Below are 20755 nucleotides of genomic sequence, written 5' to 3'. Positions count from 1 at the left end.
GGGCAAGCCCGCTCCTACAGGGGAATGCATTCCAAATGTGGGAGCGGGCTTGCCCACGATAGCTATCTCCCATACACCAAAGATTTATCAGACAAACTGAAAGGCATCGGCATCCAGATTCGCCGGAAACTTCTGGCGATACTCCGCTAACTGCGCCGCCTCCAGGCACACCTGAAACACCCCGTCCGCCTCCCCTGCGCTCAACAGGCTTTCACCCTGAAAGTCCAGGACCTGGCTGTCGCCCGTGTAGGCAAAACCCTTGCCGTCGGTGCCTACCCGGTTCACCGCCGCCACATAGCACAGATTCTCGATAGCCCGGGCCGGTAACAGGCGGTTCCAGTGCTGGCGCCGGGCGCCCGGCCAGTTCGCGGTGTACAGCAGCAGGTCGGTGTCCTGGGCATCACGGCTCCACACCGGGAAGCGCAGGTCGTAGCAGATCAGCGGGCGAACTCGCCAGCCCTTGAGTTCGAACTGCACCTGACGCTCGCCAGGGGTGTAGTGATTGTGCTCGCCCGCCATGCGAAACAGGTGGCGCTTGTCGTAGTGCAGCACCTCACCATCGGGCCGCGCCCACAACAAGCGATTACGGTGGCTGCCATCAGCGGCCTGGATAATCACACTGCCGGTGATCACCGCGTTGTACTTCTGCGCCTGGGCCTTGAGCCACTCATGGGTCGGGCCGTTTTCGGCTTCGGCCAGCAATTGGGACTCCATGGAAAAACCAGTGGTGAACATTTCCGGCAGCACGATCAAGTCGGCGCCCCTGGCCTGCTCCAGCAGCAACTCGAAATGCTCCAGGTTGGCCTGGCGGTCATGCCAGGCAAGGGTGGTCTGTACCAGGGCGATGTTCAGGTCGGGTAACGCACTCAGATCACGCATAGTTTCTCGGCTGCTTGGCGCAGCGTCTCCTCGCGTTTGGCAAAGCACAGGCGCACCAGGCGCTGGCCCTGGGGTGGGTTCTGGTAGAACACCGAGACCGGAATCGTCGCCACGCCATGCTCGCGGGTCATCCATAGCGACATGGCCACGTCGTCCAGGTCCGGGCGAATCTGTGAGTAATCCACCAGTTGAAAGTAAGTACCGGTCACCCGCGTGAAACTGAAACGCGAGGGCGCCAACAAATCACAGAACAGGTCGCGCTTGGCCTGGTAAAAGGCCGGTAACTCTTCGACGTGCTCCGGGTGCTCGGCCATAAAATCGGCCAGGGCGTACTGCAACGGCGTCACCCCGCAGAAGCTGACGTATTGATGCACCTTGCGCAACTCCGCGCTCAAAGCTGCTGGTGCGACGACATAGCCGGTCTTCCAGCCAGTGACGTGATAGGTCTTGCCGAAGGAGCTGACCACGAACGCGCGCTGATACAACTCTTCGTGGGCCAGAACGCTGACGTGGGGCACGCCATCGAATACCAGGTGTTCGTAGACCTCATCGCTGACCAGATAGATATCGCGGTCACGGATCAGCTCGGCCAATTGGTCCAGCTCCGCACGACTGATCAGGGCGCCGCTGGGGTTGTGCGGGGTATTGAGGATGATCATGCGTGTGCGCGGTGACAGCACAGCCTTGATCTGCTCAAAATCCAGGCTGAAGTCCTCCTGCCCCAATTGCACATGTACGCAACGCCCACCGGCCAACTCCACTGCTGGCTCGTAGCTGTCGTAGCACGGATCGAAGACGATGACTTCATCACCACTGCGGATCACCGCCTGGATCGCACAGAAGATCGCCTGGGTGGCGCCGGGGGTGATGGTCACTTCGCTGTCGGGATCGACCTGCACGCCATAGCTGCGGGCGATCTTGGCCGCCACTTGCTGGCGCAGGGCCGGCAAGCCGGTCATCGGCGCGTATTGGTTGTGGCCACTGGCAACGTGCTTGCCCACCGCATCGAGCAAGGCCTGGGGGCCGTTGAAATCGGGGAAGCCCTGGGACAGATTCAGCGCGCCGGTTTGCGCAGCGAGTTGCGACATGGTGGTGAAGATGGTGGTGCCGACGTTCGGCAGCTTGCTGGTGATCATTCGGTGGGCCCCTGACGGTGAGTTACAAGTTGTAAGCTGCAAGCGCCGAGGGGTCAATCGTGAGGCACAAAAAAGGGCTCATTCAGAGCCCCTTCTTGGGTAACGCCTATCTTATGTAGAAGCTGGCAAGCCGGCTCCTACAGGGATCAGCGGCGGTCTTTACGCTTTTTGTCAGCCTTCTTGTTGTGGCTCATCAAGCGACGTTTCTTGTTCACTTGGCGATCAGTCAGGCTGTTCTTGTTGCCTTCGTACGGGTTATCGCCACCTTTGAACTCGATGCGGATCGGCGTACCGACCAGCTTCAAGACACGGCGGTAGGTGTTTTCCAGGTAACGCACGTAGGACTTTGGCACCTTCTCGATCTGGTTACCGTGGATCACGATAATCGGCGGGTTGGCACCACCCAAGTGGGCATAACGCAGTTTGATCCGGCGGTTGTTGACCATCGGCGGCGCGTGCTCGCCAACTGCATCCTCAAGGATCTGGGTCAGGCGGTTGGTTGGCCAGCGGGTAACCGCGGACTTGAACGAGTTCTGTACCGACGCGTAGAGGTTGCCCACACCGGTGCCGTGCAGCGCCGAGATGAAGTGGATATCGGCGAAGTCGACGAAGAACAACCGGCGCTGCAACTCGACTTTGACGAAGTCACGCTCGCTCGGGGTCATGCCGTCCCATTTGTTGATCGCGATCACCAATGCCCGACCGGCCTCCAGGGCAAAGCCCAGCAGGTTGAGGTCGTGGTCGACCACGCCTTCGCGGGCGTCCATGACGAAGATCACCACGTTGGCGTCTTTGATCGCCTGCAGGGTTTTGACCACCGAGAACTTTTCGACTTCCTCGTGGATCTTGCCGCGCTTGCGCACACCGGCGGTGTCGATCAGCGTGTACTTCTCGTCGTTACGCTCGAACGGGATGTAGATGCTGTCACGGGTCGTGCCTGGCTGGTCATAGACGATGACCCGGTCTTCACCGAGCATGCGGTTGACCAGGGTCGACTTGCCGACGTTCGGACGGCCAATGATAGCGATCTTGATGCCGTCTTTTTCGCTTGGGCCAGGAATGCGCTTGGCTTCCTCACCTTCGGCAACGACTTCTTCTTCGCCTTCAACTTCTTCGTCGTCATCCTTGGGGAAGTCGCGCAGGGCGATTTCCAGCATCTGGGTGATGCCGCGACCGTGGGCACCGGCGACCGGGATCGCGTCGCCCAGGCCCATCGGGCTGAATTCGGCTCGGGCCGCCTCAGGATCGATGTTGTCGATCTTGTTGGCGATCAGATAGGAACGCTTGTTGCGCTTGCGCAGGTGCTCGCCAATCATCTGGTCGGCAGCGGTGTAGCCCGCGCGGGCATCCACCAGGAACAACACGACATCGGCTTCTTCGATGGCCAGCAGCGACTGCTCGGCCATTTTTTCATCCATGCCATGCTCGTCACCGGAGATACCACCGGTGTCGACAATAATGTAGGAGCGCCCTTGCCACTTTGCCTCACCGTATTGGCGATCACGGGTCAGACCGGACAAGTCGCCGACGATGGCGTCGCGAGTCCTGGTCAGGCGGTTGAACAAGGTGGACTTGCCGACGTTAGGTCGGCCCACCAGGGCGATTACGGGAACCATGCGGCTCTCCACTGCGTTATTTCAGAAAATACAAAAGCCGCTGCAAGGCAGCGGCTGGTGCTCGGGGCGGCATTTGAAATGCCACATGCCCTGCACAACACTGATCACTGTAGGAGCGAGCTTGCTCGCGAAGAACGTTAACGATAACGCGTTTAACCTGATTAAACGCGTGCTCCTCAGGTCCTTCGCGAGCAAGCTCGCTCCTACAAAAAGCAAAAAGCGTTGTAGCAGGGCCGCCTGGGGGTTACCCCAAGCATAGTTCTTACTTGATGGTCAGGGCTTCCAGCTTGCCGCTGTTACCAAACACATAAAGCATGTTGCCTACTACCAGCGGACGCGCACGCAGGCCGTCGCTGTCGATACGTTCACGGCCGACAAAGCGACCATCCACCTGGCTCAGCAAGTGCAGGTAACCTTCCAGGTCGCCTACCGCTACATAGCTGGAGAACACTTCCGGAGCCGACAGTTGACGACGAGCCAGCGAGTCGTTGCTCCACAGGGCTGTGGTGGAACGCTCATCGACGCTTTCAACGGTACCGGATGCCAGGCTCACGTAGACGCTGCCAAACCCTTGGGCGACACCGGCGTAGCTGGAAGCATCACGCTGCCAGAGGACGCGGCCGCTTTGCAGGTCCAGCGCCGCAACACGGCCCTGGTAAGTGGCGACGTACAGGGTTTCACCCGACAGCAGCAAGCCGCCGTCGATGTCCACGACACGGTCCAACTCGGAACGACCTTGCGGAATGGCGACCCGCGATTCCCAGGCCGGCACGCCGTTCTGGGTATCCAGGGCGACCACTTTACCGGTCGAAAGGCCAGCCAGCGCCAGGTTATTGGTCACAACCGGACCACTGGTACCGCGCAACGTCAACACCGCAGGGGTGCTGTCGTACAGCCAGCGCTGCTCACCGGTGTTGGCATCAAGGCCGATAACACGGTCATCCTGGGTCTGCACCACGACGATATCGCCGTTGGTGGCAGGCGGTGCGAGGACTTCACTGGTCACGCGAGCGCGCCATTTCTCTTCACCGTTGCTCGAATCCAGGGCCACGACTTCGCCCTTGAGCGTGCCGATCATCACCATGCCGTAACCCACGCCGACGGCGCCGGAAACAGGCAGTTCGAGATCCTTCTTCCACTTGACGTCGCCGTTCATGCGATCCATGGAGATCACAACACCCGTCACGTCAGCGGCCACAATGTTGTCACCGTCAATTGCCGGTACCAACATGTTGTAGGTGTCGCCCTGACCGTCACCGATGGAGCGGCTCCACTGCTTTTGCAGGACCACTTCTTCCTTGAAGCTGGTCAGCTCGGCCGGAGGCAGTTCTTTTTTGCTGTTGCTGCTGCAACCCGCGGCCAAAACGGCCAGAGCCAGCAATGCTGCATGTTTCCAACGGATCACGTCACGCATCCCCTTTGGCCAGGTCGTCCAGCTTGATTTGTAAGCCACCGACCGCTGCTTCATCAGACAGCGCAGCCTTGGCTTTTTGGTACGCAGCATTGGCTTCGTCGGTACGACCCAATTGGACCAGCAGGTCGCCCTTGAGCTCTTCGCGAGTGGCTACAAATGCCTTGTCAGCATCGCCGTCGAGCAGTTTCAGTGCTTCGTCGGCCTTGTTCTGTGCAGCCAGGACCTGGGCCAGGCGCTGACGTGCGATTTCACCCAGGGTCGGGTTGTTCGGCTTGTCGGCGACGGCTTTGAGCTCGGAAGCTGCGTCATCCAGCTTGCCGGTATCGACCGCAACTTTCGCGACGAACAGGCTGCCGTATTGGGCGTAGGTGCTACCGCCAAATTCTTTTTTCAGCTTGCCGGCCAGGTCCGCCACTTGGGCAGGGTCAGGCTTGCCAGTGGGCGTCAGCGTGGTTTCCAGCAGTTGCTGATAGAGCATCGAGGCGCCTTGCGACTGATTGCCCTGATATTTCTGGAACGCCTGCCAGCCAAACACCACTACCAGCGCCAGCAGGCCGCCAGTGACCAGGGGTTTGCCGTTACGCTGCCACCAGTCTTTGAACTCGGCCAGATGCTCATCTTCAGTACTCGACACCCCAATACTCCTTAATCGCTAAATTCGGCTGTTTGACAGCTTCAACCCTGCACGATGCAGGTGGCCAAGTGCGCTGCTAGCGCATCAAAGGCAATGCTTTGTTGTTCGCCCTGGCCACGCAGGGGTTTGACACTTACCACTTGCTGGGCCAGTTCATCATCACCCAGGATCAGCGCGTACAACGCACCGCTCTTGTCGGCTTTCTTGAATTGGCTCTTGAAGCTGCCGGCGCCGGCATTGACCTGCAGGCGCAGGCTCGGCAGTTGGTCGCGTAATTGCTCGCTCAAGGCCAGGCCAGCCAGTTCGGCCGCCTCGCCAAAGGCGCACAGGTACACGTCCACCTGACGGGAAATTTCTTCGGGGATCTGCTCCAGGGTTTCCAGCAGCAGGATCAGGCGCTCGATGCCCATGGCAAAGCCCACGCCCGTGGTCGGCTTGCCGCCCATCTGCTCGACCAGGCCGTCATAGCGACCACCGGCACACACGGTGCCCTGGGCGCCGAGCTTGTCGGTGACCCATTCGAACACGGTCTTGCTGTAGTAATCGAGGCCACGCACCAACTTGGGGTTGATGACGTAGGGAATACCGGCCGCATCCAGGCGAGCCTTGAGGCCCTCGAAATGCGTGCGGGATTCATCGTCCAGGTAGTCGGCCATTTTCGGCGCGTCGACCAGGATGGCCTGGGTATCGGCGTTCTTGGTATCCAGGACGCGCAACGGGTTGGTCTTCAGGCGACGCTGGCTGTCTTCATCGAGCTTGTCCAGGTGCGCGGACAGGAACTCGACCAGGGCTTCGCGGTAGCGGCCACGGGATTCGCTGGTGCCCAGGCTGTTGAGTTCAAGCTTGACCGCGTCGCGGATACCCAACTGGCCCCACAGGCGCCAGGTCAGCACGATCAGTTCGGCGTCGATGTCCGGACCATCGAGGTTGAACACTTCGCAACCGATCTGGTGAAACTGGCGATAACGGCCTTTCTGCGGGCGTTCGTGGCGGAACATCGGGCCGATGTACCACAGCTTCTGAGTCTGGCCACCACCGGTGATGCCATGCTCAAGCACGGCGCGCACGCACGCGGCGGTACCTTCCGGACGCAGGGTCAGGGAGTCGCCGTTGCGGTCTTCGAAGGTGTACATCTCTTTTTCGACGATGTCGGTCACTTCACCGATGGAGCGCTTGAACAGCTCGGTGAATTCGACAATCGGCATGCGGATCTGCTTGTAACCGTAGTTATCCAGCAGGCGCGCGACCGTGCTCTCGAAATAGCGCCACAGGGGCGTCTGTTCGGGCAGGATGTCGTTCATGCCACGGATGGCTTGCAGAGACTTGCTCACATCAAATCCTTAAATTCGTTCAATCAGCCGCGAGCGATCAGCGCTGCGTCTGCGGCGACCTTCTCGGCCGCTTTGTCGCGGATCAGCTTTTCCAGCTGATCCACCAGATTGTCATTTGTCAGCTTCTGCGACGGCTTGCCGTCGATGTAAATCAGGTTCGGGGTACCGCCGGTCAGGCCCACATGTGCCTCTTTGGCCTCACCTGGCCCGTTGACCACGCAACCGATGACTGCGACATCCAGCGGCACCAGCAGGTCTTCCAGGCGTACTTCCAACTCGTTCATGGTTTTCACCACGTCGAAGTTCTGCCGCGAGCAGCTCGGGCAGGCAATAAAATTGATGCCACGGGAGCGTAGATGCAGGGATTTGAGAATGTCGTAGCCGACTTTCACTTCCTCTACCGGGTCCGCCGCCAGGGAGATGCGAATGGTATCGCCAATCCCGTCGGCCAGCAGCATACCGAGACCTACCGCAGATTTCACTGTGCCTGAACGCAAACCACCGGCTTCGGTGATGCCCAGGTGCAACGGCTGCACGATTTCCTTGGCCAGCAGGCGGTAGGCTTCTACCGCCATGAACACATCGGAAGCCTTTACGCTGACCTTGAAGTCCTGGAAATTCAGGCGTTCGAGGTGCTCGACGTGGCGCAGTGCCGACTCAACCAGGGCCGCCGGAGTAGGCTCGCCATATTTCTTTTGCAGGTCTTTTTCCAGGGAGCCGGCGTTGACGCCGATACGAATCGGGATCCCGCGATCACGGGCAGCATCGACCACGGCACGCACCCGGTCTTCGCGACCGATGTTGCCCGGGTTGATCCGCAGGCAGTCGACGCCCAGTTCGGCCACGCGCAGAGCGATCTTGTAGTCGAAGTGAATGTCGGCGACCAACGGCACCTTGACCAGTTGCTTGATGCGACCGAAGGCTTCGGCGGCGTCCATATCCGGCACGGAAACCCGCACGATATCGACGCCCGCAGCTTCCAGGCGGTTGATCTGGGCCACGGTGGCAGCCACATCATTGGTGTCGCTGTTGGTCATGCTCTGTACGGCGATGGGGGCATCGCCACCCACCGGCACCGAGCCGACCCAGATCTTGCGCGATACGCGACGTTTGATTGGAGATTCGCCGTGCATGACTATTGTCCCAACTTCAGGCGAGCGGTCTCGCCACTGGTGAACGGCGCCACGTCCACAGGCTGGCCGTTGTAGGCCACTTGCGCGCCACGGGCAAAGCCCAGACGCAGCGTCAAAGGAGGCTTGCCGACCTGATCAAGCGTATCTCCCTTACGCTTCAAAGCACTGAACAGGACTTTGCCATTGCCATCGGTGACTTGTGTCCAGCAGTCAGCGACGTAGGTAATCTGGAGACGGCCATCGCCCGCCACGCTGACTGGCGCCAGGGAAGCAGGTGCGGCAGCCGTTGGCGCAACAGGTGCGATCGGCGCCGGTACTACAGGCACCTGGGCCACGGTGGCCGGGGTTGCAGGTACGGCAGGAGTCGGTACAACGGCAGCTGGGGCCGCTTCACTGACGCCTTCGGCAGGCGGCTGGCCTGCTTGCAGGTCAAGACTGGTTTCGGGCGCGGTCTGGCCCTGGACTACTGCCTGGTCTTCAGGCTCGTCCAGAGGATGAATCTGAGTGGTGCCGTCGGCGCTCTCGACTTCGACGTGCTCCAAGGCGTTGCTGATCAGGTCCTTGCTGCGCAGGGTCGTCTGGTCCTGCCACCAGATAAAACCACCACCGATCACGGCAATCAGCAGCAACAGGCTGACAATTCGCAGAATAGTGTGGGAAACCCGCACCGGCTCTTCGATGCGACCGAGACCGTGGACATTGCTACCCTGGGAGTCGGTACCGGTGAACTGGTCGAATTGCTGGACCAGAATGGCCTGGTCGGTGCCCAGCAGCTTGGCGTAGGCACGGATATAACCGCGGGCGAAGGTATGCCCGGGCAGTTTGTCGAACGCGCCGTTTTCCAGGTTGCCCAGGGAAGAGGAGGTCAAATTGAGCTTGAGGGCCACTTCTTCCAGCGACCAACCATTGCTTTCGCGGGCCTGACGCAAGGTCTCGCCTGGGTTTACGCGATTAGCGGCTACAACTTCCGGGTGCGCGGCTTTCATCATTGCTCCGACAGGTATTGCTGATATTCCGGCGTACCGGGATAGAGTCGTTCTAATTGCTGGCTAAAACGTGTGGCCTTGTCGCGTTCTTCATGAACCGTGGCCAGGCGCACACCAAGCAATAGACTACGTGCATTTTGCCCGCTGAGCAGGCTAAAACGCTCGTAATAGTCACGTGCCGGCACATAATGCCTGTCTTCAAACGACAACTGGGCCATTTCGAGCAAGGCCCGTGGCTGGCGCTGGTTCAGGTGCAGGGCCTTTTCCAGTTGCCGGCGGGCGCTTTCACGCTGGCCAAGGCGCACGGACGTCACCCCCAGGTTCTCGAAAACCCGCGAACGTTCAGGATATAGGGTATCAGTGGCTGCCTGCTGGAAATAACCGGCCGCTTGCTCATAACGTTCCTGCTGGTACAGGAAACTGCCGTAGTTGTTGAGCAGGCGCGGATCATGGGGGCGAACGGCCAGGGCTTTCTGGAAATACTGATCGGCCAGCTCAGGCTCGGCCTGGGCCTGGAACACCAGGGCCAGCGCCGCATTGGCGTCGGCATCCTGGTTGTCGAGGGCCAGGGCCTTTTGCAGCGGCACCTTGGCCTGCTCGCTCAACCCCTGGCGCAGGTAACCCAGCCCCAACTGCACATAGGCAGCACGCGCTTCGTCACGGCCCTTGCCGGTTTGCAGCGGGCTGTCAGAGCCCGATGAAACACAGCCAACCGAGAGGCTGGCAACAAGCAAAAGCAGCGCAAGGCGCAAGGGCATAGAGATCCTCTCTCAGATTCGATTCACAGCAATCTGCGGCAAATCGTCGGCGGCGTTCAGTTCACGCACGGCGATATAACGCTCGCTGCGACGGGTGCGGTCCAGCACCTGTCCGACCAATTGGCCACAGGCGGCGTCGATGTCTTCACCACGGGTGGTGCGTACGGTGACGTTGTAGCCGGCCTGGTGCAGTTGATCCTGGAAACGGCGGATGGCGTTGTTGCTCGGCCGCTCGTAGCCAGAATGGGGAAACGGGTTGAACGGGATCAGGTTGATCTTGCACGGCGTGTTCTTGAGCAACTCGATCATCTCGACGGCGTGTTCGACCTTGTCGTTGATGTCCTTGAGCATGGTGTACTCAATGGTCAGCACGCGCTTCTCACCCAAGGTCGCCATATAACGCTGGCAAGATTCGAGCAGCATCTTAAGCGGATACTTCTTGTTGATCGGCACCAATTGGTTACGCAATGCGTCATTGGGTGCGTGCAGCGACAACGCCAGGGAGACGTCGATGTGCTTGGCCAGCTCATCGATCATCGGTACCACGCCGGAGGTCGACAGGGTCACACGGCGCTTGGAGATGCCGTAGCCCAGGTCGTCCATCATCAAATGCATGGCCGCAATCACGTTGTCGAAGTTCAGCAGCGGCTCACCCATGCCCATCATCACCACGTTGGTGATGGCACGGTCGACGGTCGCCGGGACGCTGCCAAAGGATTTGTTGGCAATCCACACCTGGCCGATCACTTCGGCGGCGGTGAGGTTGCTATTGAAGCCTTGCTTGCCGGTGGAGCAGAAACTGCAGTCCAGGGCACAGCCTGCCTGGGACGAAACGCACAAAGTGCCGCGCTTGCCCTGGGGAATGTAGACGGTCTCGACGCAACTGCCGGACGCCACGCGCACCACCCACTTACGGGTGCCGTCGCTGGAGATGTCCTCGCTGACCACTTCGGGACCACGGACCTCGGCAATCGCCTTGAGCTTGTCGCGCAGGGCCTTGCTGACGTTCGTCATGGCGTCGAAATCGTCGACGCCAAAGTGGTGAATCCACTTCATTACCTGACCGGCACGGAAACGCTTCTCCCCGATTGAGTCGAAGAATTTTTCCATTTCCTGTTGAGTCAGACCCAGCAGGTTGGTTTTTACAGTCGATGTAGTCATGGATTCACCTTCACTCTTAAGCCAATGCTTAGCGAGTGGTTACTTCGGTAGCTGCGAAGAAGTACGAAATTTCGCGAGCAGCAGCGGCTTCGGAGTCCGAACCGTGTACAGCGTTGGCGTCGATGGAGTCAGCGAAATCAGCACGGATGGTGCCGGCAGCCGCTTCTTTAGGGTTGGTAGCGCCCATCAGCTCACGGTTCAGAGCGATAGCGTTTTCGCCTTCCAGAACCTGTACAACAACAGGACCGGAGATCATGAAGGCAACCAGGTCGCCGAAGAAACCACGAGCGCTGTGCTCAGCGTAGAAGCCTTCAGCTTCAGCCTTGGACAGTTGCTTGAGTTTCGAAGCTACAACCTTCAGGCCGGCTTTTTCGAAACGAGTGGTGATCTCGCCGATGACGTTTTTTGCAACAGCGTCAGGCTTGATGATGGAGAAAGTACGTTGAACAGCCATGGTGTAACTCCAGAAACGGTAATTTGCGAAAAATTAAACCCGCGAATTATACGCGGGTTCTTGGGTATTGCCTAACTGCGTGAGGGAGGCTTCAGTCCTGTTCTTCTTTCCAGGCAGTCTGGATCGCTTCAAGAACCTTTTCACCGCCGCGATCCCGCTCGTCTTCGAACCCTGGCAAGGCCATGACCATGTCACGCAAAGCTACAAAGTTCACCGAATAGGGATCCATATCCGGATAGCCGTCGGCCAGCAGAATAGCGATCTCTTGCACATCAACCCATTTAAGACTCATGACACTTCCTTGAATCAATGCGGCGCTTCGGCCGCATGGTTGAGCGAATACTTCGGAATTTCAACGGTGAGGTCTTCAGTCCCCACCTTTGCCTGACAACTCAGGCGCGATGTCGGCTCCAGGCCCCACGCCCTATCAAGATAGTCCTCTTCCAGCTCATCGGCCTCTTCGAGGCTATTGAAACCTTCGCGGATAATGCAGTGACAGGTGGTACAGGCATTAACGCCACCACAAGCACTCTCGATCTCGATGTGGTTGTCGTGGGCAACTTCGAGAAGGGACTTGCCGGTCTCAGCCTCCACGACCATACCGTCCGGGCAATGCTCGGTGTGTGGCAGAAAAATGACCTGCGGCATCAGTTATTCCTCAATTTCATTCAGGTTGCGTCCCGCCAGGGCGGCTTTCACCGTCTGGTTCATACGACGGGCGGCAAAGGCATCGGTTACTTGTGAAAGGCGCTTGGTCTGTTGTTCGATGGCATAACCATCGGTGCCTTTCATCAATTCGGCCAGTTCCTGCATCTGCAGGTCGATGACCAGGCGCTCTTCAGCATCCAGAAGGCGCTCGCCATCGGCCTCAAGGGCGCCCTGCACCGCTTCAAGCAGGCGCTGGGCATCGACTTGCTGCTCACGCAGGACACGAGCGACCTTGTCGTCACCGGCATACTGGAACGAATCCTTGAGCATCTTGGCGATTTCGCCGTCGGTCAGGCCGTAGGACGGTTTGACCTGGATACTGGCTTCAACGCCCGAACCCAACTCACGCGCGGCCACACTGAGCAGGCCGTCGGCGTCGACCTGGAAGGTCACGCGAATCTTCGCCGCACCCGCGACCATCGCCGGGATACCGCGCAATTCAAAGCGCGCCAGGGAGCGGCAGTCGCTGATCAGCTCGCGCTCGCCTTGCAGCACATGAATCATCATGGCCGTCTGGCCATCTTTATACGTGGTGAAGTCCTGGGCACGGGCGACGGGAATGGTGGTGTTGCGTGGAATCACCTTCTCCATCAGGCCGCCCATGGTTTCCAACCCCAGGGACAACGGAATCACGTCGAGCAGCAGCAGTTCGCCACCATCCCGCTTGTTGCCAGCCAGGGTATCGGCCTGGATCGCAGCCCCAATGGCTACCACTTGATCCGGATCGATTTCAGTCAGCGGCTGGCGACCAAAGGCTTCGGCCACGGCTTCGCGAACCCGCGGCACACGGGTCGAACCGCCGACCATGACCACCGCGCCGACTTCTTCCAGCTCGATGCCGGAGTCACGCACGGCGCGACGGCAGGCTTTCAGGCTACGAGCAACCATCGGCTCGATCAGCGCATCGAAGGCTTCACGGGTCAGTTGCGCCGACCATGAGCCGTAGGAAACTTCAACAGATGCAGCGTCGGTCAGGGCTTCCTTGGCCGCGCAGGCCGTTTGCAGCAGGTTGCGCTGGGTGCCCGGATCGAGGTCGGCGGACAATCCGGCGCTGGTGATGATCCAGCCGGCGATGGCGTGATCGAAGTCATCGCCGCCCAGCGCGCTGTCGCCACCGGTGGCCAGGACTTCGAAGACACCACCGGTCAGGCGCAGGATCGAAATATCAAAAGTACCGCCACCCAGATCGTAAATCGCGACCAGGCCTTCGGCATGCTGGTCCAGGCCATAAGCCACGGCAGCAGCGGTCGGCTCGTTGAGCAGGCGCAAGACATTAAGGCCGGCGAGTTTCGCCGCATCCTTGGTGGCTTGGCGCTGGGCGTCGTCGAAATACGCCGGAACCGTGATCACCGCCCCTACCAGCTCGCCACCCAAGGTCGTCTCGGCACGCTGGCGCAAGACTTTGAGGATATCGGCCGACACTTCCACCGGGCTTTTCGGGCCCTGGATGGTGTCGATAAACGGCATATGGGATTCACCACCGACAAAGCGGTACGGCAGTTGATCGCCCAATTGCTTGACGTCGGACAACCCACGACCCATCAAGCGCTTGACCGACAGCACCGTGTTCAGCGGATCGGTAGAGGCCGCGAGCCTGGCTGACTCACCCACTTCGGTGCGATCAGCGTGATAGCGCACGGCGGACGGCAGGATCACCTGGCCATCAGCATCGGGCAACGACTCGGAAAGACCGCTGCGCAGTGCGGCGACCAGTGAATTGGTAGTACCCAAGTCGATGCCAACCGCCAGGCGACGCTGGTGCGGTTGAGGACTTTGGCCGGGTTCGGCGATCTGCAGTAGAGCCATGGTAATCAGGTCTTATCTGTCTATCAGGCGTGCAATCTGTGCAGCACTGGGTTAATCGTCGAGGCGCTCTTCTAACTGGCGCACTTCGTAAGTGAGCTTGTCGAGGAACTGCATGCGCCGCATCAGGCGTTCGGCCTGCTCACGCTGCGCTGCATCATCCCAACAAGCTGCGAAGCTTTCGTTGAGCTCATCCTGGGCCACTTTCAGACGACGCTTGAAGACCGCGACGCCAGCCAGATCGGCCTCGTCCTGCAAGTCTTCAAGTTCTTCACGCCATTGCATCTGCTGCATCAGGAAATCAGGGTCATGGACCGTAACTTCCAGCGGCAACTCGCCACCGTTCATCGCGAGCAAATAGCGCGCGCGTTTCGGCGGATTTTTCAGCGTCTGATAGGCTTCGTTGAGGCTGGCCGACTGCTCCAGCGCCAGGCGTTGCTCACGCTCGGAAGCGTCAGCGAAGCGGTCCGGATGCACCCCACGCGCCAACTCTCGGTAGCGCATGGCAAGCTGCTCAAGGTCCAGCCGAAAGCTCGGCTGCAGCTCGAATAAAGCGAAATGACAAGGAGTACCCACAGATAGCCTCAGATGTTGAAGCTTTCGCCGCAGCCACATTCACCGCGTACGTTGGGGTTGTTGAACTTGAAGCCTTCGTTCAACCCTTCCTTGACGAAATCGAGCTCGGTGCCGTCCAGGTAGGTCAGGCTTTTCGGGTCGATGATCACTTTTTCGCCGTGACTTTCGAACACCTGGTCTTCCGCAACCACCTCGTCGACGAACTCCAGCACGTAGGCAAGGCCGGAACAGCCCGTGGTGCGAACACCCAGACGAATCCCCTCACCTTTACCGCGCCCATTCAGGGAACGGCGAATGTGCTGCGCAGCCGCTTCTGTCATGCTGATAGCCATCGTTGACTCCTTACTCGTCGCCAAATGCTTAGATCAAGCCTTTCTTCTGCTTGTAGTCGCGAACAGCCGCCTTGATGGCGTCTTCTGCGAGTACCGAGCAGTGAATTTTCACTGGCGGCAGGGCCAGTTCTTCGGCCAGTTGAGTGTTCTTGATGGTCTCTGCTTCATCCAGAGTCTTGCCTTTCATCCACTCGGTCGCCAGGGAACTGGAGGCGATGGCCGAACCGCAGCCGTAGGTCTTGAACTTGGCATCTTCGATGATGCCCTGCTCGTTGACCTTGATCTGCAGGCGCATGACGTCGCCGCACGCCGGAGCGCCGACCATGCCGGTGCCGACATCAGGATCTTCCGCGTTCATCTTGCCGACGTTGCGCGGGTTTTCGTAGTGGTCGATGACCTTTTCGCTGTAAGCCATGGTATTGAATCCTCACTCATCAGGGCCGCTCTGGAACCCTGTAAAAACGCCTGCGTTTTCCGCCACGTTCCTACAGGGCTGGGGTGGCGGCTTCTATATTTAGTGTGCCGCCCACTCGATCTTGGAAATATCGACACCGTCCTTGAACATGTCCCACAGCGGCGACAGGGTGCGCAGCTTGGTGACCGCCTCGCAGACTTTCTGCGCGGCGTAGTCGACTTCTTCTTCGGTGGTGAAACGGCCGAACGTAAAGCGGATCGAGCTATGCGCCAACTCGTCGTTGCGGCCCAGGGCACGCAGGACGTAGGACGGTTCAAGGGAGGCCGAGGTGCAGGCCGAACCGGACGAAACCGCCAGGTCCTTGAGCGCCATGATCAGCGACTCGCCTTCGACGTAGTTGAAGCTCAAATTCAGGTTGTGCGGTACACGGGCGGTCATGCTGCCGTTGATGTACAGCTCTTCAAGGTTCTCGACCTGCTTGTAGAAGCGATCGCTGAGGGCCTTGATGCGCACGTTTTCGGCAGCCATGTCTTCCTTGGCTACACGGAAGGCTTCGCCCATGCCGACGATCTGGTGGGTCGCCAGGGTGCCCGAACGCATGCCGCGCTCGTGACCGCCGCCGTGCATGGTGGCTTCGATGCGCACGCGAGGCTTGCGGCTCACGTACAACGCGCCAATACCTTTGGGGCCGTAGGTCTTGTGGGCCGAGAACGACATCAGGTCGACTTTAAGCGCAGACAGGTCGATATCGACCTTGCCGGTGGACTGGGCAGCATCGACATGCAGCAACACGCCTTTGGAGCGGGTCAACTCGCCGATGGCGGCGATGTCGTTGATGGTGCCGATTTCGTTGTTCACGTGGATCACGGAAACCAGGATGGTGTCTTCACGCATCGCGGCTTCGATCATGGCCGGGGTGACGATACCGTCAGTGGTCGGCTCAAGGTAGGTGACCTCGAAACCTTCACGCTCCAGTTGGCGCATGGTGTCGAGGACAGCCTTGTGCTCAATCTTGGTGGTGATCAGGTGCTTGCCCTTGGTCGCATAGAAATGCGCGGCGCCCTTGATCGCCAGGTTGTCGGACTCGGTGGCACCGGAGGTCCAGACGATTTCACGCGGATCGGCGTTAACCAGGTCAGCGACCTGGCGACGAGCGTTCTCGACCGACTCCTCGGCTTTCCAGCCGAAAACGTGGGAACGGGAGGCAGGGTTGCCGAAGTTTCCGTCAACCAGCAGGCATTCGCTCATCTTTTGCGCGACACGCGGATCAACCGGGGTGGTCGCTGAGTAATCAAGGTAAATCGGCAATTTCATGGACTTTCTCCTAAATCAGGCTGGCTGGCGTGCCGTTAGCTCTTCGGCTGTCACTCGACGGCGGACGCTTCAATCTTGTCCAGACGCGGCGCCTTGGTGTTGCAACGGCGCTGGTCCTGACGCTGGGCTACTTCCTGTACCTCACGGCGAGTCACAAGATCAGCCAAGCTGATACCACTCAAAAACTCATGGATCTGCAGACTCAAGTCACACCACAAGTGGTGCGTCAGGCAGGTGTCGCCGGCATGGCAGTCACCCAGGCCCTGGCACTTGGTGGCATCGACGGATTCATTCACCGCGTCGATCACCTGGGCAACCTGGATGCCTTGCATGTCACGGGACAACTGATAACCGCCACCCGGGCCACGCACACTGGAAACCAGGTTGCTGCGGCGCAACTTGGCGAACAGTTGCTCAAGGTAAGACAGGGAAATGCCTTGGCGCTCGGAGATATCGGCCAGGGACACCGGCCCGTTTTGCGCGTGCAGGGCCAGATCGAGCATGGCGGTCACCGCGTAACGGCCTTTTGTAGTCAGTCTCATGGACAAGTACCAAGGTGTTTCAGAATGGGAGCAAGTATGCGATTCCCGAGTATTTAAGTCAACTATAAGACCTAGTACTTTAGTCAGGAATACCCGTAAAAAAGGCGCGCGAATTGTAGCAGGACGGAGGCGGATGGAACAGCGGGAACAGGGTCAAGCCCCAACCTCAAGACCAATGGAGATCAAATGTGGGAGCTGGCTTGCCTGCGATAGCGGCTTGCCAGCCAGTCCATCCGGTACTGGCTCGCCGCCATCGCAGGCAAGCCAGCTCCTACAGGGATCGCGACCGACTCAAGAGTCAGCCGGCCTTGGTAGCGCTTTCGCTCTTGATCTCGGCGAAGTCTTCTTCGCGCAACTCAGGCAGATCCTTCGCACAGTAGGGACTGCCCAGATCCTTCAGCGCGCCGCACATGCCATCCAACTTGCCGTCCACCGCTTGCAGATGGTCGAGCAACTGACCGATGGCGCGCGCCACCGGGTCAGGCATGTCCTCACTGACGCCATAGGCATCAAAGCCGATTTTCTCGGCCATGGCCTTGCGCTTGGCTTCCTGCTCATCGCTGACGTGCGGCTTGATGATGATCCGCCCGGGAATCCCCACCACGGTTGCACCTGGCGGCACCGCCTTGGTGACCACCGCATTGGAACCGACCTTGGCGCCAGCACCGACGGTAAACGGGCCCAGGACCTTGGCGCCCGCCCCGACCACCACGCCATTTTCAAGGGTCGGATGGCGTTTGCCCTTGTTCCAGGTGGTGCCGCCCAGGGTCACGCCCTGATACAGGGTCACGTCGTCTCCGATTTCGGCGGTTTCACCAATAACGATGCCCATGCCATGGTCGATAAAGAAGCGACGACCCACCTTGGCCCCCGGATGAATCTCAATCCCGGTCAACCAGCGCCCGAAGTTCGACACCAGTCGCGCCAGCCATTTCCAGCCCATACCCCACAAGGCACCGGACAGGCGGTGGATCCAGATCGCGTGCATGCCCGGATAGCAGGTCAGCACTTCAAAGGCGTTGCGCGCCGCCGGGTCACGGTGGAAAACACTTTGGATATCTTCTCGCAAACGCTCGAACATTTTTAATCCTTCCGCTTAAGAAGCTCGCCACGGGCCGCTTTCTGGGTTTCCGTGAGGATGCCACGCAATATATTCATTTCTGCCCGACTGACCGAACTGCGGCCGTAAAGCCTTCGCAGGCGCGCCATCAAGTGCCGTGGTTTTTCCGGATCAAGGAACTCGATGGCCACCAGGGTTTGCTCCAGGTGTTCATAGAATCGCTCCAGCTCGTCCATGGTGGCCAATTCGCCACTTTTGGTCGACGCAACCTCGTCCTTCTCCATCTTGCTCGGCTGGCCTTGTGCTGCCAGCCAGGCCATGCGCACCTCATAACTCAACACCTGCACCGCCGCCCCAAGGTTCAGCGAGCTGAATTCAGGGTCCGATGGAATGTGTACGTGGTAGTGACATCGCTGCAGCTCTTCATTGGTCAGGCCGGAGTCTTCACGACCAAACACCAGGGCGATTTCAGCGCCGCCGGCCGCCTCTTCGACCACTTTGGCCCCACATTCGCGGGGATCGAGCAGTGGCCAGGGGATGCGACGATCACGGGCACTGGTGCCGAGCACCAGGTTGCAGCCGACCAAGGCGTCTTCCAATGTGGCGACGACCTGGGCTTTTTCAAGGATGTCATTGGCGCCGGAGGCACGAGCGTCGGCTTCGTGGTGCGGGAACACACGCGGCTCCACCAGCACCAGGCGCGTCAGCCCCATGTTCTTCATGGCCCGCGCCACCCCGCCGATATTGCCGGGATGACTGGTATTGACGAGGACGACACGAATGTTTTGCAGCAAGGGAGGCGCTCTCGGACACGGGAAAGGGGAGCAAATCTTACAGAACAGCCTAAGGTTATGCCATGAAAGCGAACGTCGTCCTTCACCTGAAGAAAGTTTCTGCTAGAATGCTCGGCTTTCTTTAACAACCTTAGGTGACACATCCATGCAGCCCATGCTGAATATCGCGCTGCGCGCCGCCCGCAGCGCCAGTGAATTGATCTTCCGCTCCATCGAGCGCCTGGATACCATCAAGGTCGACGAAAAAGACGCCAAGGATTATGTATCCGAGGTGGATCGCGCCGCCGAACAGAAAATCATCGACGCCCTGCGCAAGGCCTACCCTACCCACGGCATCCTCGGTGAAGAAACCGGCCTGCACAAAGGTAGCGGCGAAGGCGAAGACTACCTGTGGATCATCGACCCACTGGATGGCACCACCAACTTCCTGCGCGGCATCCCGCACTTTGCCGTGAGCATTGCCTGCAAATACCGTGGCCGCCTGGAACACGCTGTTGTACTCGACCCGGTTCGCCAGGAAGAATTCACCGCCAGCCGTGGCCGTGGCGCCCAGTTGAACGGCCGTCGCCTGCGCGTCAGCGGTCGTACCAGCCTGGACGGCGCCCTGCTGGGTACCGGTTTCCCGTTCCGCGATGACCAGATGGATAACCTGGAAAACTACCTGGGCATGTTCCGCGCCCTGGTTGGCCAGACCGCCGGCATCCGCCGCGCTGGCGCAGCAAGCCTGGACCTGGCCTACGTGGCCGCCGGTCGCTTTGATGCGTTCTGGGAGTCGGGCCTGTCCGAGTGGGACATGGCCGCAGGCGCGCTGCTGATCCAAGAGGCTGGCGGCCTGGTGAGCGACTTCACCGGCGGTCACGACTTCCTGGAGAAGGGCCACGTGGTTGCAGGCAACACCAAATGCTTCAAGGCAGTACTGACGGCGATCCAGCCGCACCTGCCGGCCTCGCTGAAGCGCTAAGCGAGCGAGCACAAAAAAGCACCCCGAGGGGTGCTTTTTTTATGCCTGGGATTTAGCCAAGCCTCGATTTCAGCGACAACACAAATCACATGTGGGAGCGGGTTTGCTCGCGATAGCGGAGTGTCAGTTTAGATAGACTTGACTGACCCACCGCTATCGCGAGCAAGCCCGCTCCCACATTTTGTATTGCGCCAGACCTGGGATTACTGCTGATTCTGGCCCAGGATCAAACGCCCTTCCTTGTCGACAGGGATCTGGCTACCTGGATCACGCTCCATACGCACCGATCCCTCCTTGCCATCCAGGTTGTAACGCACGTCATAGCCGACAACCTTGTCGCTGATGTCATTGACGGTGTTACAACGCGTCTGGGTGGTGGTGTAGGTATCACGGTTCTGCATGCCTTCCTGAACCTTGTTACCTGCATAACCGCCACCAACCGCACCGGCTACGGTGGCAATCTTCTTGCCAGAACCGCCACCAATCTGATTACCCAACAGGCCGCCTGCCAGGGCGCCAACCACAGTACCGGCGATTTGATGCTGATCCTGCACCGGACGCTGCCGGGTCACGGTGACGTCCTTGCAGACCTCACGAGGGGTTTTGATCTGGGTCTTGACCGGCTGCACCGCCAGCACTTGCGCATACTCAGGGCCGCTTTTTACCAGGCTGTAGGTGGCAACAGCACCCCCGGCAGTCACACCGACAGCACCCAATACCGCACCAACCAGTAACGACTTGTTCACGT

The 20755-nt window shown here is 59.5% G+C and carries 23 protein-coding genes; 1 reads left to right on the top strand and 22 read right to left on the bottom strand.

Features of this window, described 5'->3' with window-relative positions; all coding sequences use genetic code 11:
* Positions 1–87: 87 nt before the first annotated feature.
* From FJD34_RS26355 to trmJ, 21 genes are all read right to left on the bottom strand, one after another.
* The gene (locus FJD34_RS26355; protein ID WP_032858289.1) at positions 88–879 is read right to left on the bottom strand and encodes an amidohydrolase; all 792 of its coding nucleotides are present in this window, start codon (positions 877–879) and stop codon (positions 88–90) included.
* Positions 867–2015 (bottom strand): pyridoxal phosphate-dependent aminotransferase, encoded by a 1149-nt coding sequence (locus FJD34_RS26350; protein WP_032858291.1) that lies wholly within the window; start codon positions 2013–2015, stop codon positions 867–869. The genes FJD34_RS26355 and FJD34_RS26350 overlap by 13 nt, the downstream gene beginning before the upstream one ends.
* A 146-nt stretch (positions 2016–2161) precedes the next feature.
* The gene (der, locus tag FJD34_RS26345; RefSeq protein ID WP_032858292.1) at positions 2162–3631 is read right to left on the bottom strand and encodes a ribosome biogenesis GTPase Der; all 1470 of its coding nucleotides are present in this window, start codon (positions 3629–3631) and stop codon (positions 2162–2164) included.
* A gap of 262 nt (positions 3632–3893) precedes the next feature.
* The gene (bamB, locus tag FJD34_RS26335) at positions 3894–5045 is read right to left on the bottom strand and encodes an outer membrane protein assembly factor BamB (RefSeq protein ID WP_032858293.1); all 1152 of its coding nucleotides are present in this window, start codon (positions 5043–5045) and stop codon (positions 3894–3896) included.
* Positions 5038–5679 (bottom strand): YfgM family protein, encoded by a 642-nt coding sequence (locus tag FJD34_RS26330; protein ID WP_032858295.1) that lies wholly within the window; start codon positions 5677–5679, stop codon positions 5038–5040. The genes bamB and FJD34_RS26330 overlap by 8 nt, the downstream gene beginning before the upstream one ends.
* Before the next feature lie 41 nt (positions 5680–5720).
* Positions 5721–7010 carry a histidine--tRNA ligase gene (gene hisS, locus FJD34_RS26325; RefSeq protein ID WP_032858296.1) on the bottom strand — a complete coding sequence of 430 codons (1290 nt, stop codon included), beginning with the start codon at positions 7008–7010 and terminating at the stop codon, positions 5721–5723.
* Between the two features lie 23 nt (positions 7011–7033).
* On the bottom strand, positions 7034–8143 hold the full coding sequence (gene ispG / locus FJD34_RS26320; protein ID WP_029298540.1) for a flavodoxin-dependent (E)-4-hydroxy-3-methylbut-2-enyl-diphosphate synthase: 1110 nt from the start codon (positions 8141–8143) through the stop codon (positions 7034–7036).
* A gap of 2 nt (positions 8144–8145) precedes the next feature.
* A complete protein-coding gene (locus FJD34_RS26315; protein WP_090290546.1) occupies positions 8146–9129 on the bottom strand; it encodes a RodZ domain-containing protein in 984 nt (327 codons plus the stop codon).
* Complete coding sequence (gene pilW / locus FJD34_RS26310) at positions 9129–9887, bottom strand: type IV pilus biogenesis/stability protein PilW (protein ID WP_032858299.1); 759 nt, start codon at positions 9885–9887, stop codon at positions 9129–9131. The genes FJD34_RS26315 and pilW overlap by 1 nt, the downstream gene beginning before the upstream one ends.
* A 12-nt stretch (positions 9888–9899) precedes the next feature.
* On the bottom strand, positions 9900–11048 hold the full coding sequence (rlmN, locus tag FJD34_RS26305) for a dual-specificity RNA methyltransferase RlmN (RefSeq protein ID WP_029298546.1): 1149 nt from the start codon (positions 11046–11048) through the stop codon (positions 9900–9902).
* A gap of 28 nt (positions 11049–11076) precedes the next feature.
* The gene (gene ndk / locus FJD34_RS26300) at positions 11077–11502 is read right to left on the bottom strand and encodes a nucleoside-diphosphate kinase (protein ID WP_017846179.1); all 426 of its coding nucleotides are present in this window, start codon (positions 11500–11502) and stop codon (positions 11077–11079) included.
* 91 nt (positions 11503–11593) lie between these two features.
* A complete protein-coding gene (iscX, locus tag FJD34_RS26295) occupies positions 11594–11794 on the bottom strand; it encodes a Fe-S cluster assembly protein IscX (protein ID WP_032858302.1) in 201 nt (66 codons plus the stop codon).
* Between the two features lie 14 nt (positions 11795–11808).
* Positions 11809–12150, bottom strand: a complete 342-nt coding sequence (gene fdx / locus FJD34_RS26290; protein WP_032858304.1) for an ISC system 2Fe-2S type ferredoxin — start codon at positions 12148–12150, stop codon at positions 11809–11811.
* A gap of 3 nt (positions 12151–12153) precedes the next feature.
* The gene (gene hscA, locus FJD34_RS26285) at positions 12154–14016 is read right to left on the bottom strand and encodes a Fe-S protein assembly chaperone HscA (RefSeq protein WP_090290545.1); all 1863 of its coding nucleotides are present in this window, start codon (positions 14014–14016) and stop codon (positions 12154–12156) included.
* A gap of 51 nt (positions 14017–14067) precedes the next feature.
* Positions 14068–14589, bottom strand: a complete 522-nt coding sequence (hscB, locus tag FJD34_RS26280) for a co-chaperone HscB (RefSeq protein ID WP_032858306.1) — start codon at positions 14587–14589, stop codon at positions 14068–14070.
* 8 nt (positions 14590–14597) lie between these two features.
* The gene (gene iscA, locus FJD34_RS26275) at positions 14598–14921 is read right to left on the bottom strand and encodes an iron-sulfur cluster assembly protein IscA (RefSeq protein WP_003175963.1); all 324 of its coding nucleotides are present in this window, start codon (positions 14919–14921) and stop codon (positions 14598–14600) included.
* A gap of 28 nt (positions 14922–14949) precedes the next feature.
* On the bottom strand, positions 14950–15336 hold the full coding sequence (gene iscU / locus FJD34_RS26270) for a Fe-S cluster assembly scaffold IscU (protein ID WP_007929523.1): 387 nt from the start codon (positions 15334–15336) through the stop codon (positions 14950–14952).
* Between the two features lie 99 nt (positions 15337–15435).
* Complete coding sequence (locus FJD34_RS26265; protein WP_065943314.1) at positions 15436–16650, bottom strand: IscS subfamily cysteine desulfurase; 1215 nt, start codon at positions 16648–16650, stop codon at positions 15436–15438.
* Between the two features lie 50 nt (positions 16651–16700).
* The gene (gene iscR, locus FJD34_RS26260) at positions 16701–17192 is read right to left on the bottom strand and encodes a Fe-S cluster assembly transcriptional regulator IscR (protein WP_003210305.1); all 492 of its coding nucleotides are present in this window, start codon (positions 17190–17192) and stop codon (positions 16701–16703) included.
* Between the two features lie 298 nt (positions 17193–17490).
* Positions 17491–18273, bottom strand: coding sequence for a serine O-acetyltransferase (gene cysE, locus FJD34_RS26255; RefSeq protein ID WP_090290544.1), 783 nt, complete (start codon positions 18271–18273; stop codon positions 17491–17493).
* Positions 18274–18275: 2 nt separating this feature from the next.
* A complete protein-coding gene (gene trmJ / locus FJD34_RS26250) occupies positions 18276–19046 on the bottom strand; it encodes a tRNA (cytosine(32)/uridine(32)-2'-O)-methyltransferase TrmJ (protein WP_032858309.1) in 771 nt (256 codons plus the stop codon).
* Between the two features lie 145 nt (positions 19047–19191).
* On the opposite strand from trmJ, the gene suhB reads away from it, so the two are divergent.
* Positions 19192–20007: a type III secretion system regulator SuhB gene (gene suhB / locus FJD34_RS26245; RefSeq protein WP_003175971.1), complete on the top strand. Its 816-nt coding sequence runs from the start codon at positions 19192–19194 to the stop codon at positions 20005–20007.
* A gap of 203 nt (positions 20008–20210) precedes the next feature.
* On the opposite strand, the gene FJD34_RS26240 is transcribed toward suhB, so the two are convergent.
* On the bottom strand, positions 20211–20753 hold the full coding sequence (locus FJD34_RS26240) for a glycine zipper 2TM domain-containing protein (RefSeq protein WP_032858310.1): 543 nt from the start codon (positions 20751–20753) through the stop codon (positions 20211–20213).
* Between the last annotated feature and the right edge of the window lie 2 nt (positions 20754–20755).

Source organism: Pseudomonas brenneri (assembly GCF_007858285.1).
GTDB lineage: Bacteria > Pseudomonadota > Gammaproteobacteria > Pseudomonadales > Pseudomonadaceae > Aquipseudomonas > Aquipseudomonas brenneri.
This window is presented reverse-complemented; position numbering and strand designations above follow the sequence as displayed.

Excerpts from the sequence above, each read along its gene's own strand:
- iscX (WP_032858302.1), bottom strand. The coding sequence starts at position 11,794 with ATGAGTCTTAAATGGGTTGATGTGCAAGAGATCGCTATTCTGCTGGCC.
- suhB (WP_003175971.1), top strand. The coding sequence starts at position 19,192 with ATGCAGCCCATGCTGAATATCGCGCTGCGCGCCGCCCGCAGCGCCAGT.
- der (WP_032858292.1), bottom strand. The coding sequence starts at position 3,631 with ATGGTTCCCGTAATCGCCCTGGTGGGCCGACCTAACGTCGGCAAGTCC.
- FJD34_RS26355 (WP_032858289.1), bottom strand. The coding sequence starts at position 879 with ATGCGTGATCTGAGTGCGTTACCCGACCTGAACATCGCCCTGGTACAG.
- ndk (WP_017846179.1), bottom strand. The coding sequence starts at position 11,502 with ATGGCTGTTCAACGTACTTTCTCCATCATCAAGCCTGACGCTGTTGCA.
- iscR (WP_003210305.1), bottom strand. The coding sequence starts at position 17,192 with ATGAGACTGACTACAAAAGGCCGTTACGCGGTGACCGCCATGCTCGAT.
- FJD34_RS26265 (WP_065943314.1), bottom strand. The coding sequence starts at position 16,650 with ATGAAATTGCCGATTTACCTTGATTACTCAGCGACCACCCCGGTTGAT.
- FJD34_RS26350 (WP_032858291.1), bottom strand. The coding sequence starts at position 2,015 with ATGATCACCAGCAAGCTGCCGAACGTCGGCACCACCATCTTCACCACC.
- cysE (WP_090290544.1), bottom strand. The coding sequence starts at position 18,273 with ATGTTCGAGCGTTTGCGAGAAGATATCCAAAGTGTTTTCCACCGTGAC.
- bamB (WP_032858293.1), bottom strand. The coding sequence starts at position 5,045 with ATGCGTGACGTGATCCGTTGGAAACATGCAGCATTGCTGGCTCTGGCC.
- iscU (WP_007929523.1), bottom strand. The coding sequence starts at position 15,336 with ATGGCTTACAGCGAAAAGGTCATCGACCACTACGAAAACCCGCGCAAC.
- fdx (WP_032858304.1), bottom strand. The coding sequence starts at position 12,150 with ATGCCGCAGGTCATTTTTCTGCCACACACCGAGCATTGCCCGGACGGT.
- hscA (WP_090290545.1), bottom strand. The coding sequence starts at position 14,016 with ATGGCTCTACTGCAGATCGCCGAACCCGGCCAAAGTCCTCAACCGCAC.
- FJD34_RS26315 (WP_090290546.1), bottom strand. The coding sequence starts at position 9,129 with ATGAAAGCCGCGCACCCGGAAGTTGTAGCCGCTAATCGCGTAAACCCA.
- ispG (WP_029298540.1), bottom strand. The coding sequence starts at position 8,143 with ATGCACGGCGAATCTCCAATCAAACGTCGCGTATCGCGCAAGATCTGG.
- pilW (WP_032858299.1), bottom strand. The coding sequence starts at position 9,887 with ATGCCCTTGCGCCTTGCGCTGCTTTTGCTTGTTGCCAGCCTCTCGGTT.
- iscA (WP_003175963.1), bottom strand. The coding sequence starts at position 14,921 with ATGGCTATCAGCATGACAGAAGCGGCTGCGCAGCACATTCGCCGTTCC.
- rlmN (WP_029298546.1), bottom strand. The coding sequence starts at position 11,048 with ATGACTACATCGACTGTAAAAACCAACCTGCTGGGTCTGACTCAACAG.